The following is a 13,339-nucleotide window of genomic DNA, read 5'->3' as shown; positions in this document are numbered from 1 at the left end:
GTCTCAGCCGCCCCAGGCCGCGGCATACTCTTCGACGTTCTCCTTGGTTATCGTCGGCAGATCGAGATAGTGGTTGGGCGAGGGGATCTGATCGGCTTTGCCGGCAAACAACAGGATGGCATCTTCGATCGCGACCTTGCCCTGCGGTGCCGGATCCTGGTTGACGGTGCCGTAGACGCTGCCCTTGATGACGGCGTTGCGAACATCCAGCGGATAGTCGCCCAGGATGAACTTCACATCCGTGCGGCCGTTCTCCATGGCGAAGTTCGCGCCGTTCACGCCTTCCGGTCCCTGGTCGACGATGGCGTCGATGGAGCCTTGCGGATATTTGCTGAGATAGTCCTGGGTGATCGAAAGCGCCTTGGAGTTATCCCAGTCGGCAGCCTGCTTCTCGAGGATCGTGATGTCCGGATACTTCTTCAGCGTGTCCATCAGGCCCGCCTCGCGGGCGAGCTGCGCGGACGTGCCGAGCTTGCCGAGGATGTAGGCGATCTTGCCCTTTCCGTCGAGCGCCTTGGCAATGAGGTCGCCCTGGCGTTGGCCGAAGACGAAATCGTCTACGCCGACATAGGTGACGACCTTGGCGCCCGAGCTGGTGTCGGCGCTGGTATTAACCGCCATCACCGGGATGTTGGCCGCGTTCGCCTGGCGGATCACCGGCACGATGCCCTTCGGGTCGCTCGGGGCAATCATGATCATGTCGACCTGCTGGGCGAGGAACTGCTGGACGATCGAAATCTGCGTGGCGAGGTCGCCATTGCCGCTCTGGATATCGAGCTGGATGCCGTTCGCGGCGGCCGTCTCGTTCGCGGTCTTGATGAGGTTGGAATAGAAAGGCACGGACGTGTTCCAGATCATGAACCCGATCCGCTTGCCCTGCTGTGCCCTTGCGAAGCCGGTGCTTGCCAGCACGGCGAGGCCGGCGGCGCCTGCCAGTACGGTGCGGCGTGTGTAGTGTATGTTATGCGTCATGGGTGTTCTCCTCCCTGATAATCAGCGCAACTCGCGCTGCTTGCGTTGATAGCTGTCTAGTCCCACGGCCACGAGGATGACCGCGCCGGTCACGGCGGGTTGCCAGAAGGGCGATACGCCGAGAAGGTTGAGGGCATTGGCGATGATGCCGAGCAGCAACGTGCCGAGCACTGCGCTCCAGACCTGGCCGACGCCTCCGCTGAGCGGCACGCCGCCCACCACGACGGCCGCGATTGCCGTCAGCGGCCAATCGGCAGCACTTGCCGGCTGGCCGATATTGGTCTGACCGAGCAGCACGATGCCCGCGATTGCCGCAAAAAGCCCGCCAAGCGCATAAGTGATCAGGATCACCCGGTCGACATTGATGCCGGCAAGGCGGGCGGCTGTCTTGTTGCCGCCGACGATGTAGATGTAGTGCCCGAGCGTGGTGAACCGCAGGATCGCCCAGGTGACCAGCGCCACCCCTGCGAAGATGATGGTGGGGATCGGGATGGGTCCGATACGGCCGAGGCCAAGTACGGTGAACGATTCAGGAACGCCATAGACCGGCTGCGCAGCCGTCCCAACGAAGAGGAACCCGGTAACCAGGACCTGCGTCGCAAGCGTCGTGACGAACGGGTTTATGCCGATCTTGGCAATGAAGAAGCCGTTGGCGAGGCCGACCACCAGCCCGAGCAAAAGCGCCACGACGATACCGAGCGGCATTGAGACCTGAACGATCAGTGCTGCGGCCACCACCGACGACATTGCGCCCACTGCACCCACGGAAAGGTCAAAACCGCCCGTGATGATCATCAGCAGCATGCCGCAGGCGACGATGCCGATGATGGAATTGCGCTGCAGCACGTTGGCGAAATTGGCCCAGCTTGCAAAATGCGGCACCATCAGGCTGAAGCCGATCAAGAGCAGCACGAAAATGATCGGCAGCGCATAGCTCGAAAGCGATGCCCACCCCCTGGCGGCTTTTTCCTGCCGTGCGTTGGCGGCGGCGCCGTCGATCGGTGTCATGATAATTGTCCTTCCATATCGCGGGCTGCGCTCACCGTCTGTGTCAGCAGCACATCGGCAGCACGGGCCCGCTCACCTGCGAACAGCAGCGTGCCTATGAGTTCGGCCTGTTCGCCGAGCGAGGCCGGCACCACGCGGACATTTTCGGTCGCGCGCGCAATGGAGAAGCGACGCATCGCGTCGTTGAGTGGTTGAAGCAGGCTGTCGCCGGCGCGCATCAGTTCGCCGCCGACGATGACGAGTTCGGGATTGAAGTAGCTGCAGAGGTGGCCGACATAGCGACCGACCAGCGCGCCCGCGTCCGACACGATCCTGTTGGCGCCGACATCGCCGGCAACGGCCTTGCGTAGCATTTCGTCGGAGGAGATATCCCCATGCGAGATGCTGAGCGCCTTGGCCAGCGCGTTCACTGAGACAATCGCTTCCAGGCACCCGCGGCTGCCGCAACGGCAGACGGCGCCATGCTCGTCCACAACGATATGGCCGAGTTCGCCGGCGATACCGCTTGTACCCCTGAAGACATGCCCGTTGATGACGATGCCCAGCCCAACGCCGACGGACAGAAGCACATAGAGCGCGACTTGCGTTTCACGCGCGGCGCCATAGGTGCTCTCTGCCAGCGCGCCTAGATTGGCGTCGTTGTCCATATAGACGGGAAGGCCCAGACGCTTTGACAAGCCCCCCGTCACATCCGTGCCGACCCACCGCGCGAGGATGGAGCCCGCATGAAGCTCACCCGTGGCTGCATCCACAGGGCCTGGAACACCTATGCCGACAGCTTTGATTTCCGCTCGGTCGATGCCGGATGAGGCGATGATCTTCTCGACATTTTCCGCAGCCAGGTCGAGCGCCTGATCGGCCGGAACATCGATGTCGAAGTCGCAGGAAATTTGTTCGACGATGCGATAGTTCGCATCGGAAATCGCCGCCTTGATGAAAATGCGGCCGAAATCGATGCCGACGAAATAACCTTTGGGCGCGGCGAGCGCGACACGCGTTCCGGGTCTTCCGGCAGCCTTCGCCGTATGGTTGGAAGTGTTCTCTTCCTCGACGAGATTTTCCTCGCTCAGAGCCGTGATCGCGGCCGACATGGTGGAACGGGAAACGCCGAATTTACGCGCAAGCTCGGCACGCGACTGAGGGCCGCTCGTGCTCAGAGCTTCCAGTATACCGGTACGAAGTCGTGCTTGCGAAGGCGTCATGGACGCGGCTTTCCCCCATGTTGGCGAGCCTTTGACACACAAGCGCATATATGTCAAATCCGCACAATATATCATTTTAGTTAGTCCAAAATCAAACAAATTAGGGAGGCGTCATGATGGACCAAGTGAGGCTCAAGGCAGGGCTGGTCCTCGCGGGGCCGGACCTTCAATCAATCAGGAATGGCGCGATATTGATCGAGGCTGGGCGCATAGCCGCGGTCGGCGAAGACGGTGCTGTGCCTTGTCCGCCGGGATGCGAGCAGCGCGATCTAGGCGGCGCCACGCTGATGCCGGGCATGATCGATGCCCATATGCACACTTTCGGCGTCGACAGCACCCAGCTCCACCTGCTTGCCACGGAACGCGAGCCCTACCGTGCTGCCCGCGCGCTTTCTGAACTCAAGCGCATGCTCCATGCCGGCTTCACCTCGGCACGCTGTCTCGGATCGACGATCGGGCCCGACGTCAGGCGCGCGATAGACGATGGGTTTGCGGAGGGGCCGCGGCTCAAGGTTGCCGGCGGCTTCATCTCTTCCACCTCGGGCACCTGGGACTCACGTTATGTTTCCCTCTCGGTGGCAAGGTCGAGCGGTGAGGTGGCCGATGGTCCTGCGGGCCTTGTTCAGGCTGTGCGCCAACGTGTGCGGGAAGGGGCCGACTTCATCAAGCTCGGGCTTTCCAAGGGCGGTGTCCACGACCGCTATCATGCCTGGGGCGATGACCCGCTCAACCAGGTTGCGACCTTCAGCCTGGAAGAGGTGAGAGCGGCTGTCGAGGAAGCTCACCGCAACCAGCTTTACGTGAGTGCTCATGCGATCGGCGAGGGGTCGGTAAGGCTCGCGGTCGAAGGCGGCGTGGACATCATCGAGCATGGCTATGGGATAACGCCGCAGACGCGCGCGCTGCTGGTGGAACAGAAGAAGATCGTCGTCACCACGATCTCGCAGCTGCATTTCCACCGGGCGGCCTATGACGCCTATCGTTATCCGCAGTGGGAGCGCGACGCCTACGAACGCCACTGGGCCATCATGCAGCGCGATTTCAAGCTCGGCCTCGAGGCCGGCGTGCGCTTTGCGCTCGGCACTGATCTCATCGGGGCCCCCACTCATCCCCTGCACGAGGCGGCCATGGAGTTTCAGCTAGCCGTCGAGTGGGGCATGAGCGAGCATCAGGCGCTTCACGCTGGAACAATGACAGGTGCCGAGGCGCTCGGCATCGCGTCGCAGATGGGCAGCATCGAGGTAGGAAAGGCCGCCGACATCATAGCGGTCCAGGGCAATCCCTTGCTCGACATCGCAACTCTCGGGAAGCCGCTGCTGGTGGTCAAGGAAGGCCGGACGATCCGCGCCGCGTGATCTCCTGTCTTTTGGATCGCCGAAAATGGCGCCATGACCAGCGAACCGTCTCGATCACCTATCTCGACGTGGCGCTCAGCGAGCGTGAGCCGGTTCCGGTCGCCCTCCAGGGAACCCTGTTACCTTCGTCTCATTGACTGCTACTGTGATTTCGACGGCTGCAAAAAGCAAAGGCGATATGATCGATGGGAGCGTCCTATACTTGGCTCAATGAGCCCTCCGTTTGGACGGGCGATGCGAGGCATCTTCAGTTGCGCACGGAGCTGGAAACGGATTTCTGGCGCGAAACCTTTTATGGCTTCATCAGGGACAGCGGGCACGCATATCTCACCCCTGTGCGGGGTGATTTCACCGCATCCGTAACCGTCACGGGAGCATACGAAGCGCTCTATGACCAGGCGGGGCTTTTCCTGCGGCTGGACGACCATCGTTGGATCAAGGCCGGGATCGAATTCACCGATGGCCTTATGCACTTCAGCGTCGTGGTGACACGCGATGTCTCGGACTGGTCGGTCATACCGCTTCATGGCGTATCTCCCGGAGATGAAATATCGATGCGGCTGACGCGGCATGGAAATGCCGTGCGGGTGCAGTTCTCAACCGGATCGAACACCACCTGGCAGATGGCTCGCCTCTGTCCCTTCACCGACGCGGACGCTCAGATAGGTGTCATGGCCTGTTCCCCGCAGCGTGCCGGCTTCACGGCAGAGTTTCGTGACCTGATTGTCGGCCCGCCGGTATCGCGGCAGCTTCACGCCGATTGATCAGGCGCTGAGGTTCTGCTTGGCGGGCCTGAGCGGCCGGCACGAATTGCGGATCATCAATCGACCCTGCAGCGTCAGCCGCGCGGCGGCGCATCGCGATTGCCAGGAAGGCGATCCAGCAGCGCGGCGAGAAGGTTGAGAAGACCATCACCTTGCCGACGGAGAAAATCACCAAGGAAAACGCCGCACAGGTCCTCAAGGACAACGGTCTTTGATCTTATCGGATACCTGCCGGGCAATGCCTGGCGGGTATCTGCCTCGAGAACATTTTCGCTACCCAGGATCAGTGGACGACGCCTCAGTTTTCGCCGATCCCGGCCAAATGGCGTGTTCTTACGTCCTGCGTAACTGCTGTTTCAGCCAGGCAAGTGTGTCCGCGACGCTGTCGATGCAGTAGGTCGCTTGAGTAGAGCCTTGCGGCTTGACGCGTATCGAAATGCCGTCCGCTTCATTGATCGCTTCGAAGCCGTTCTCGTCGGAAGTATCGTCACCCAGGAACACAGGTCGTCTTCCGGTGAATGGTGCGATTTTCAGGAAGCGGCGAATAGCGGCGCCCTTAGCCGCTTCGAGTGGCATCAATTCAACGCCGGCATTGCCGGGGATTGTTCGATAACCCTCGGGCAGCCTGTCCAGCGCCCGGTCGACCAGTTCCGTGGCGCGGGCCAGCAGATGGGGTGCTGCGCGCGTGTGGACGGCCAGGATCGGGCCTTTGCGTTCGATGTAGATGTCGCTGCCGGCGAACTCCGCCTCGATCTCAGCCGCAAGAGCGGCGATATCATCAGGTTCGCCTGCGGCTTCCACCGGGCCGTTCGGCTCCAGCCGATGTTCCAGTCCATACAGTCCGGCGGAGCGCAGCTTGAGCGGTTGAAAAAGCCTGTCCGCCTGAGCGATCGAGCGACCGGTGATGAAGGCCACGGCCCCATTCAGCCGACGCTCCAGATCGATCAGGAGAGTACGGAGCTCCTCGCTGACGACGACGGCATCGGGATGTGCGGCGTGTTCCAGCAAGGTGCCGTCGATGTCGAGAAACAACGACCATTTGCCTTCGGCCAGATCCGGCACGCGCAGTCTTTCCTGTATGTCCATCATGACGCCCTCTTGCGATCGACTATCGAGACAATGTTGCCGCTTGCGGATGGCGGCTGGTAATCGAAATTTGCCGTGGCGCGATCGATCGCACCGCGTTTGCGCAACCGGGCGGCGTCCAGCAGCATGCTGCCGGCCCATCTGTAGACGTTGTTGTCGCGGACGATGTCGCGCAGGCTTGCCATGCGCCGGCGCTGTTCGTCGGGGCTCATGGTTATGGCTTGAAGCAGCATGTCGCTCATCATCGTCGCGTCGTAGGGATTGACGATCAGCGCCTCCAGAAGTTCGCGCGCGGCACCGGCAAAGGTGCTGAGCAGGAGAACGCCCTGTTCGTCATCGCGCGCGGCTACGAATTCCTTGGCGACGAGGTTCATGCCGTCATGCAGGCTGGTCACCAGGCAGACGTCGGCCGCTCGATAGATCTCATAGACCTGCTCCTGGCTATGATGCTCCGCCACCATTAGTACCGGCTTGTAGCCCTCGCTGCCAAAGCGTTGGTTCAGGTCCTCGGCCCGCTGAAGGCAATCATCGTAGAGCTGCTGGTAGGCCGGCAGTGTGCCGCGGCTGGGCGCTGCAATTTGCAGGACAACCACTTTGCCGATCCATTCCGGATGATGCGTGAACAGTTCCTCCAGCGCCTCGAAGCGATCGAGGATACCCTTCGTGTAGTCGAGACGTTCGACGCCAACGCAAAGTTTCACATCCTCGTCCAGGCCGAACCTGGCGCGTATGTGATCCCGGCATTCGACGACGGGCGGCAGGTTTTCCAGCTGAGCTGGCGGCCATTCGATGGAAATCGGATAGGCATGTACCAGGCTCGTCTGGCCGCCATAGGAGATCGCGGCATCCTCGCGCTCGATGCGGCTTTCGAGAAAGCGATCGACGCTTTCGGTGAAATTATTGCAATGAAACTGGGTATGGAAGCCGATAATCGAGCTGCCGAGAAGCCCATCCAGTATCTGCTCGCGCCACGGACAGATGCTGAAGACCTCGGAATTGGGCCAGGGGATATGCCAGAAGGTGATGACTATGGCTTCTGGCAACCTCTCCCGGATCATGCGCGGCAGGAGTGCAAAATGATAATCCTGCACAAGCACGATCGGGCGCTCATTGCGCGCCTCGGCCACTACCGTGTCGGCGAACTTCCTGTTCACGGCCTCATATGCCTTCCAGTCGGAGGCACGGAAAACGGGTCGCGTAAAAGCGATATGGCATAGCGGCCACAGGCCTTCATTGGCGAAGCCAAGATAATAGCCTTGCTGCTCTTCCTCGCTCAGCCAGACGCGGCGAAGCGTATAGGAGGGACGATCCGGCGGAACTTCCACGCGATCGTTCTGGTCGACCGTCTGCCGGTCGGCTGAGCCGCCGCCATAGGCGATCCAGGTGCCGGCGCAGGCGCGCGTAATCGGCTCCAGTGCGGAAACGAGACCGCTGGCAGGCACCACAAGCTCGACATCGCCGTCGTCCGTCAGATTGTGGATGTAAGGCTCACGGTTGGACACCACGATGACCTGAGCGCCTGGCAATTCGCTCGCCAAGATCCTGCGCAACGTCTCGGGCGACCAATTGACCAGAGTAGCATCGGCCGAATGCCCGTTTTTTTCATATTCGCGCAGTTTGCTCGACGTGTCGGGAACCATCTCATCCCCGGCGCTATGTGGGCCTGATCGATGAGTTCGACGCTGTTGGCGCAACGAAAACACCAGGGCGAAGATTGAGAGCGCAATGCTTGCCGCAATCAAGAACCAAAGGGTGGGGAGGGAATGCAGAATATCCAAGCCGTCGCTTGTCATGGTAGTGCCAAAATCATCCTCGGCCGCAGGAACGGCCGTCTATCGGGTCTGTGTCAGAAAATGCATCGCCGCCGCTGGCAGGCGATCTGCTTGTGGATGGCTAACGCATCGGTGCGCTATCGGTTCCTGAAAATCAGGTTCGGACGATAAGCGGCACTTTGCCCTCGTCACGGCTTGCCAGAAATGCTCCGACGCGATCTCCCACGCGCTGGAATGTCAGATCCACCGCGTTCACGCCCACTCCAAGATGCCGGATGGTGAGATTGTCGATACCGATCGGCAATCTCGGCCGATCGACATGGATTTCCCCGTTCCAGCCGTCGATTTCGAGACCCAAACAGGCCTGCATGAGCATGAAGACGGAACCGGCGGACCAGGCTTGCGGCAGGCACGCCACCGGATAGGCGATCGGCGCCTCGCCTGGTGCCCGGGTGAAGCCGCAGAACAGTTCGGGCAGCCGCATGTTGAAATGGACGGCAGACTCGAACGTTCCGCTCATCAACCGCACCAGATCGTCCCGCACGCCATAACGTGCTAGGCCTGCACCGCATATCGCCGTGTCGTGCGGCCAGATCGAACCGTTGTGATAGGACATCGGGTTGAAGAAGATGGCGTCGTCGGCAACCGTCCGCAGACCCCAGCCGGAATGGAAGGGCGCTGCCAGAAGTTGATCCGCCACCCTTTCCGCGCGGCTGGCTTCCGGAAGACCGACATAGAGGAGATGCCCGGCATTCGACGTGCGGACGATACAAGGATTACCATCGCCATCGAGCGCCAGCGCGTAGAAGCCGAGATCTTCGAGCCAGAAGTGTTTCTCGACGGCAATACGCATCGCTTCGGCGCGTTCTGCCCAATGTGCAGATTTTTCGGTCTCGCCCCGGCGCGCTGCTAGTTCCGCCAGCCCCTTGAATGCGGCAAAGACATAGCCTTGCACCTCTACCAGTGCGATCGGGCCCTTCGGGATGCGGCCGTCAGCATGGAAGACGGAATCGAAACTGTCCTTCCAGCCCTGGTTGGCAAGGCCTGTATCGGCCGCGCGCTGATAGGTGAGGAAACCGGTGAGGCGGCTGGCTTCCTCGATCCAGTCAGCTGCCGCGCAGAGAGACGGCCACAAGGCATCCATGAAGGCCATGTCGCCGGTGCGGTTGGCGTAAGCGCAGGCGAGATGGATGTAGAGCGGCGTGGTGTCGACGCCGCCGTAGTAGCGCCCGAAGGGCAGCTCCAGCAGCGCTGCCATCTCACCCTTGCGCGTTTCGTGCATGATCTTGCCGGGCTGGGAATCGCTGAAAGGCGACGTTTCGGTCGCCTGATGCTGCGCCAGGAAAGCAAGAACGCCCCGGGCCAGGCCCGGATTGAGCCAGAGCATCTGCAAAGCGGAAATAACGCCGTCGCGGCCGAAGGCGGTCGAGAACCAGGGAATTCCAGCATAGGGGTAAGGCCCCGTTTCAAGTTCGGTGGTGAGCAGCGCGACATCCGCCCGCGCACGTCCGACCCAATCGTTGAAGACGCGGCCCGAACTGTGGATCGTCGCGCCGTGACGGCGCTTGGCCCGCATGCCGAAACGCGCTCGGGCAGCTGCTGCACGAAAGCGTTGGCGGCAAGGCTGGCCGGCGACTTCCGGTCCGGCCTCGATGTAAAAAATCTGCCGGCCGCGCTTTGGCACGGCGAGGCGAAAATCCGCCCTGCCTTCCGACAAATGATCGGCTGCATGGGAAAATGAGATCACCGAGACGCGGACGAGCTTATCCAGTCCCTCATAGCGCAGAACGACGGAACCCGTGCTCGTCTCGGCTTCGTGCACCGTTCCACGCTTGGCCCGGGTCGATCCGCGCACCTCGAACATGTCGCGGAAATCCGCGGCGAAGTGCAGGGAAAGCGCGATCGTGGAATCCTGCTGGCTATAGTTCGAGATGGTCACGCGCTCATACAGACGGTTCTCCCAAAGCAGCCTGACGCGCTCGATATGAACCGCTCCCTGCGGCATCTCGCGGCCTTCGAGGTTTTCGATTGGCAGGTTGGTCAGGTTGGTGGTGAACAGCACATTGTCCTGGCTGAGCGATGCGCCCAGCAGCGAAGTCGGGCGTCCGCCGACCGTCAGGCGAAACTCCGACAGGACGCGAGTGTCGTCACGGAAAAAGCCGTCGCCGGCACCTCGTATGTCGCCATAGGCGTCGGCTACGGCGAAACAATCGCCATGCTTCAGGGCGAACTGGCGATGCGGCTCCCGTGGTGCGGTATCGTCCAGCGATGCAAGGGCAAGGGCCGGGTCGAGCTTGCGCTCGTCAAGTTGTGCCATCGGTCATGAAACTCTGCGGTTGTTGCTGCAATATGTTCGAAAACGTCTGCCGCCTCAGGAGGCTTTCGCCTCGGCTGCACCGCCGAGCAACCGCGCATAGGCGCTGACATAGTCCCTGGCCATTCGCTCGACGGAAAAGCGCCGCTCGAAGGTTCGGCGCACTTCGCGCCGGTCGAGTTGCAGAAGCTGCGGCATGAATGCGACGGCCTCTTCGATCGAATCGACGATGAAGCCTGTCACGCCATTGTCGACGATTTCCGGCATCGCTCCGCAATTCCAGGTAATCACCGGCGTTCCGCACGCCATTGCTTCGATGACCGCAAGACCGAACGGCTCGGGCCAGTCGATCGGGAAAAGTAGCCCGGCGGCGTTGCCGAGGAAGGCGGCTTTGCGGTCTTCCGATATCTCGCCGACATAGTCGATCTGGTCGCCATCGATCATCGGTTCGACCACTTCATGGAAATAGGCGCGGTCGTCATCGCCGATTTTGGCCGCCAGCTTGAGCCTGAGCCCGGCGCGTCGCGCGATCTCGATGGCGCGGTCTGGCCGCTTGTCCCGCGACATGCGGCCCAGAAATGCGAGATAGCCCCCGTCGCGCCCTGCTTCGAAAGCAGGTTTGTAAATATCGACCGGAATCCCGTGATGGATTGTAGCGAGCCAATTGGCTTCTGCGAGCCCCATGCGCTGGCTGCGCGAAATCGAAATCATCGGGAAATTCGGAAAGCGCTCATAGGCCGGCGCTAGATCGGTATAATCCAGCCTGCCATGCGGCGTGGTCACAGTCCGTTCCGGCATATGCTCGAAGAACGGAAAGTGCAGGAAGTGACTGAGATGGAAATGGATGATGTCGAACTGGTCGGCGCGCTGCCTGACCTCGGCCAGCATGGCCAGATGCGCAGCAATCTCGGATTTCAGCGGATGAGGGTCGAGACGAAGCGCGATCTGTCGACAGGGCACGAGCTTTGCTGATGTCGTGGTGTCACCGCTGGCAAAGAGGGTCACGTCGTGACCAAACGCGACCAGCGCTTCCGTCAGATAGGAGATGATGCGTTCAGTGCCACCGTAGAGCTTAGGCGGGACCGATTCATAGAGTGGCGCGACATGCGCGATTCTCATGGTTCAGGTTCCCTCAAACAGTATCGTCGAGGTAACCGGAATGCTTCAGCCAGCAGATCGTTCCGATACAAGTCCGGCTGAAGGCGGATGCGTTGGGCGAGATTGGAACTGCTGCCGGCCCCGCTGGCTGCATCGCGATAAACGCGATTTATTCCCAACCGAATAAATCACCACGGCTTTCCTTTATATGGCAATGTCCTAATTGAGGAACGAGCGCGCAAGGCGGCTTCAAGGGAAAGACTATGCTGGATCAGAAATTACTAGCCTTGGACGGTAATTTGGCCGGCGATTTCACAGCTCCCCAACTTGTTGAGGATTCGGCTGCCGCGATCTACATGACGGATGCTCAGGGGCGGATTACCTATTTCAACGAGGCCGCCGCCGCCCTTTGGGCGCATCGTCCCGAAATCGGAATGAGCGAATGGTGTGGCTCGTGGCGTCTGCGCTACCCGGACGGACGGCCGATGCCCCATGCCGAATGTCCAATGGCGATTGCCGTCAAACAAGGCCGAGCGCTCAAGGGAGAAGCCATTGCCGAAAGGCCAGACGGAAGTCTCGTTCCGTTTCTGGCGTTTCCTTCCCCAATTCGCGACGAAGAAGGCAAGATAGTCGGCGCGATCAACATTCTGGTCGACATTACCGATCACAAGACAGCCGAGGAAGTAACTCACCGGCTGGCCGCGATCGTGGAATCTTCCGATGATGCCATCCTCAGCAAAAGCCTCACCGGGGTGATTGCAAGCTGGAACCGCGGTGCCGAGGAGCTTTTCGGCTATACGGCTGACGAAGCCATCGGCAAGCACATAGGTTTCCTTATTCCGGCCGACCGGAAGGCAGAAGAGGACGTGATCCTCGGACGTATCCGAGCCGGTGAACGCGTGGACCATTTCGACACCATCAGGCAGCATAAGAATGGTACGCTCATCAACATATCGTTGACCGTCTCCCCGGTGAGAAATGCGGCCGGCATGGTCATCGGAGCATCCAAGATCGCGCGAAACATCACCGATCGGAAGGAGAGCGAAAATCGCATCCGGATGTTGATGCGCGAAGTCAATCATAGAGTGAAAAACCAGTTCGCCGTGATTTTATCCATGATCAGGGAGACGCGGAAACGCGCCACATCCACCGAAGATTTCGAGGCCCAGATCAGAGAACGCATCATGGCGCTGGCCAGTTCTCACGATCTTCTGGTTGACGGCGATTGGCGCGGAGCCGACCTAGGCCAGCTCATCACCAAGCAAGTCCAACCATTTGCAAATGACGAGCGGGTTTCTGCCCGTGGCAATGCGCTGATGCTTGGTGCGACCGCCGTCCAGTATCTGGGCATTGCCTTCCACGAACTTGCGACAAATTCGGTCAAATATGGCGCGCTTTCGACGCCTGCCGGACGGATCGACATAGAGTGGAAGGTCGCGGAAGAAAATCCGTCGCATATTTGCCTGACGTGGAAGGAGAGCGGCGGTCCAATTGTACATGAGCCAGACCGCAAAGGTTTCGGAAGAGTGGTTCTTGAAAGAGTTGCCCCTGCGGCCGTGAACGGGGTCGGCAGTGTCGCCTTTGCGCCCGATGGTCTCATCTGGACGCTGGAAGCACCGCTAGACAGTTTGACCTGAGATAGAGGCAACGCACCCACGCCTGCCGTGGCGTCCTGACAGGCCCTGATTGCGGAAGTGTAGATTTAACGGAACGAAGCTTCGCGCGTCGCGTTCCCGGTAATCGCAACGACATCACGATCGACCGGCAT

10 protein-coding genes are annotated in these 13,339 nt (G+C 60.6%); 3 read left to right on the top strand and 7 right to left on the bottom strand.

The window, feature by feature from the left end:
• Window positions 1–3: 3 nt before the first annotated feature.
• Genes DZG07_RS18755 through DZG07_RS18745 form a run of 3 tightly spaced genes read right to left on the bottom strand, consistent with a single transcriptional unit; the run spans window position 4 to window position 3,182 of the window.
• Window positions 4–972, bottom strand: a complete 969-nt coding sequence (locus tag DZG07_RS18755) for a sugar ABC transporter substrate-binding protein (protein ID WP_119819539.1) — start codon at window positions 970–972, stop codon at window positions 4–6.
• 21 nt (window positions 973–993) lie between these two features.
• A complete protein-coding gene (locus tag DZG07_RS18750; RefSeq protein WP_119819536.1) occupies window positions 994–1,980 on the bottom strand; it encodes an ABC transporter permease in 987 nt (328 codons plus the stop codon).
• Window positions 1,977–3,182: an ROK family transcriptional regulator gene (locus tag DZG07_RS18745; RefSeq protein WP_162931655.1), complete on the bottom strand. Its 1,206-nt coding sequence runs from the start codon at window positions 3,180–3,182 to the stop codon at window positions 1,977–1,979. Before DZG07_RS18745 ends, DZG07_RS18750 begins: the two co-directional genes overlap by 4 nt.
• Window positions 3,183–3,295: 113 nt before the next feature.
• Between DZG07_RS18745 and DZG07_RS18740 the strand changes: the two genes are divergently transcribed.
• Together DZG07_RS18740 and DZG07_RS18735 are read left to right on the top strand one after the other, a co-directional pair.
• Complete coding sequence (locus tag DZG07_RS18740; protein WP_119819529.1) at window positions 3,296–4,537, top strand: amidohydrolase family protein; 1,242 nt, start codon at window positions 3,296–3,298, stop codon at window positions 4,535–4,537.
• A 185-nt stretch (window positions 4,538–4,722) separates the two neighbouring features.
• The gene (locus DZG07_RS18735) at window positions 4,723–5,301 is read left to right on the top strand and encodes a DUF1349 domain-containing protein (protein WP_119819526.1); all 579 of its coding nucleotides are present in this window, start codon (window positions 4,723–4,725) and stop codon (window positions 5,299–5,301) included.
• Window positions 5,302–5,634: 333 nt separating this feature from the next.
• Here DZG07_RS18735 and otsB read toward each other — a convergent pair whose 3' ends face one another.
• The 4 genes from otsB to DZG07_RS18710 form a co-directional block, all read right to left on the bottom strand.
• Window positions 5,635–6,387 carry a trehalose-phosphatase gene (gene otsB / locus DZG07_RS18725; RefSeq protein ID WP_119819523.1) on the bottom strand — a complete coding sequence of 251 codons (753 nt, stop codon included), beginning with the start codon at window positions 6,385–6,387 and terminating at the stop codon, window positions 5,635–5,637.
• On the bottom strand, window positions 6,387–8,180 hold the full coding sequence (locus DZG07_RS18720; protein ID WP_091914542.1) for a trehalose-6-phosphate synthase: 1,794 nt from the start codon (window positions 8,178–8,180) through the stop codon (window positions 6,387–6,389). The genes otsB and DZG07_RS18720 overlap by 1 nt, the downstream gene beginning before the upstream one ends.
• Window positions 8,181–8,313: 133 nt before the next feature.
• Window positions 8,314–10,476: an amylo-alpha-1,6-glucosidase gene (locus DZG07_RS18715; protein ID WP_119819520.1), complete on the bottom strand. Its 2,163-nt coding sequence runs from the start codon at window positions 10,474–10,476 to the stop codon at window positions 8,314–8,316.
• 54 nt (window positions 10,477–10,530) lie between these two features.
• Window positions 10,531–11,592: a glycosyltransferase family 4 protein gene (locus DZG07_RS18710; RefSeq protein ID WP_119819518.1), complete on the bottom strand. Its 1,062-nt coding sequence runs from the start codon at window positions 11,590–11,592 to the stop codon at window positions 10,531–10,533.
• A gap of 242 nt (window positions 11,593–11,834) precedes the next feature.
• Here DZG07_RS18710 and DZG07_RS18705 point away from each other — a divergent pair, with 242 nt between their 5' ends.
• On the top strand, window positions 11,835–13,208 hold the full coding sequence (locus DZG07_RS18705; RefSeq protein WP_119819515.1) for a PAS domain S-box protein: 1,374 nt from the start codon (window positions 11,835–11,837) through the stop codon (window positions 13,206–13,208).
• Window positions 13,209–13,339 lie beyond the last annotated feature (131 nt).

Source organism: Mesorhizobium sp. DCY119, from assembly GCF_003590645.1.
Taxonomy (GTDB): Bacteria; Pseudomonadota; Alphaproteobacteria; order Rhizobiales; family Rhizobiaceae; genus Mesorhizobium_M.
The sequence above is the reverse complement of the archived record's forward strand: the minus strand, read 5'-3'. Positions and strand labels throughout refer to the sequence as shown.

Coding starts and splice junctions, on each gene's coding strand:
- otsB (WP_119819523.1), bottom strand. CDS start 6,387: ATGGACATACAGGAAAGACTGCGCGTGCCGGATCTGGCCGAAGGCAAA.
- DZG07_RS18710 (WP_119819518.1), bottom strand. CDS start 11,592: ATGAGAATCGCGCATGTCGCGCCACTCTATGAATCGGTCCCGCCTAAG.
- DZG07_RS18740 (WP_119819529.1), top strand. CDS start 3,296: ATGATGGACCAAGTGAGGCTCAAGGCAGGGCTGGTCCTCGCGGGGCCG.
- DZG07_RS18715 (WP_119819520.1), bottom strand. CDS start 10,476: ATGGCACAACTTGACGAGCGCAAGCTCGACCCGGCCCTTGCCCTTGCA.
- DZG07_RS18705 (WP_119819515.1), top strand. CDS start 11,835: ATGCTGGATCAGAAATTACTAGCCTTGGACGGTAATTTGGCCGGCGAT.
- DZG07_RS18750 (WP_119819536.1), bottom strand. CDS start 1,980: ATGACACCGATCGACGGCGCCGCCGCCAACGCACGGCAGGAAAAAGCC.
- DZG07_RS18745 (WP_162931655.1), bottom strand. CDS start 3,182: ATGACGCCTTCGCAAGCACGACTTCGTACCGGTATACTGGAAGCTCTG.
- DZG07_RS18720 (WP_091914542.1), bottom strand. CDS start 8,180: ATGACAAGCGACGGCTTGGATATTCTGCATTCCCTCCCCACCCTTTGG.
- DZG07_RS18755 (WP_119819539.1), bottom strand. CDS start 972: ATGACGCATAACATACACTACACACGCCGCACCGTACTGGCAGGCGCC.
- DZG07_RS18735 (WP_119819526.1), top strand. CDS start 4,723: ATGGGAGCGTCCTATACTTGGCTCAATGAGCCCTCCGTTTGGACGGGC.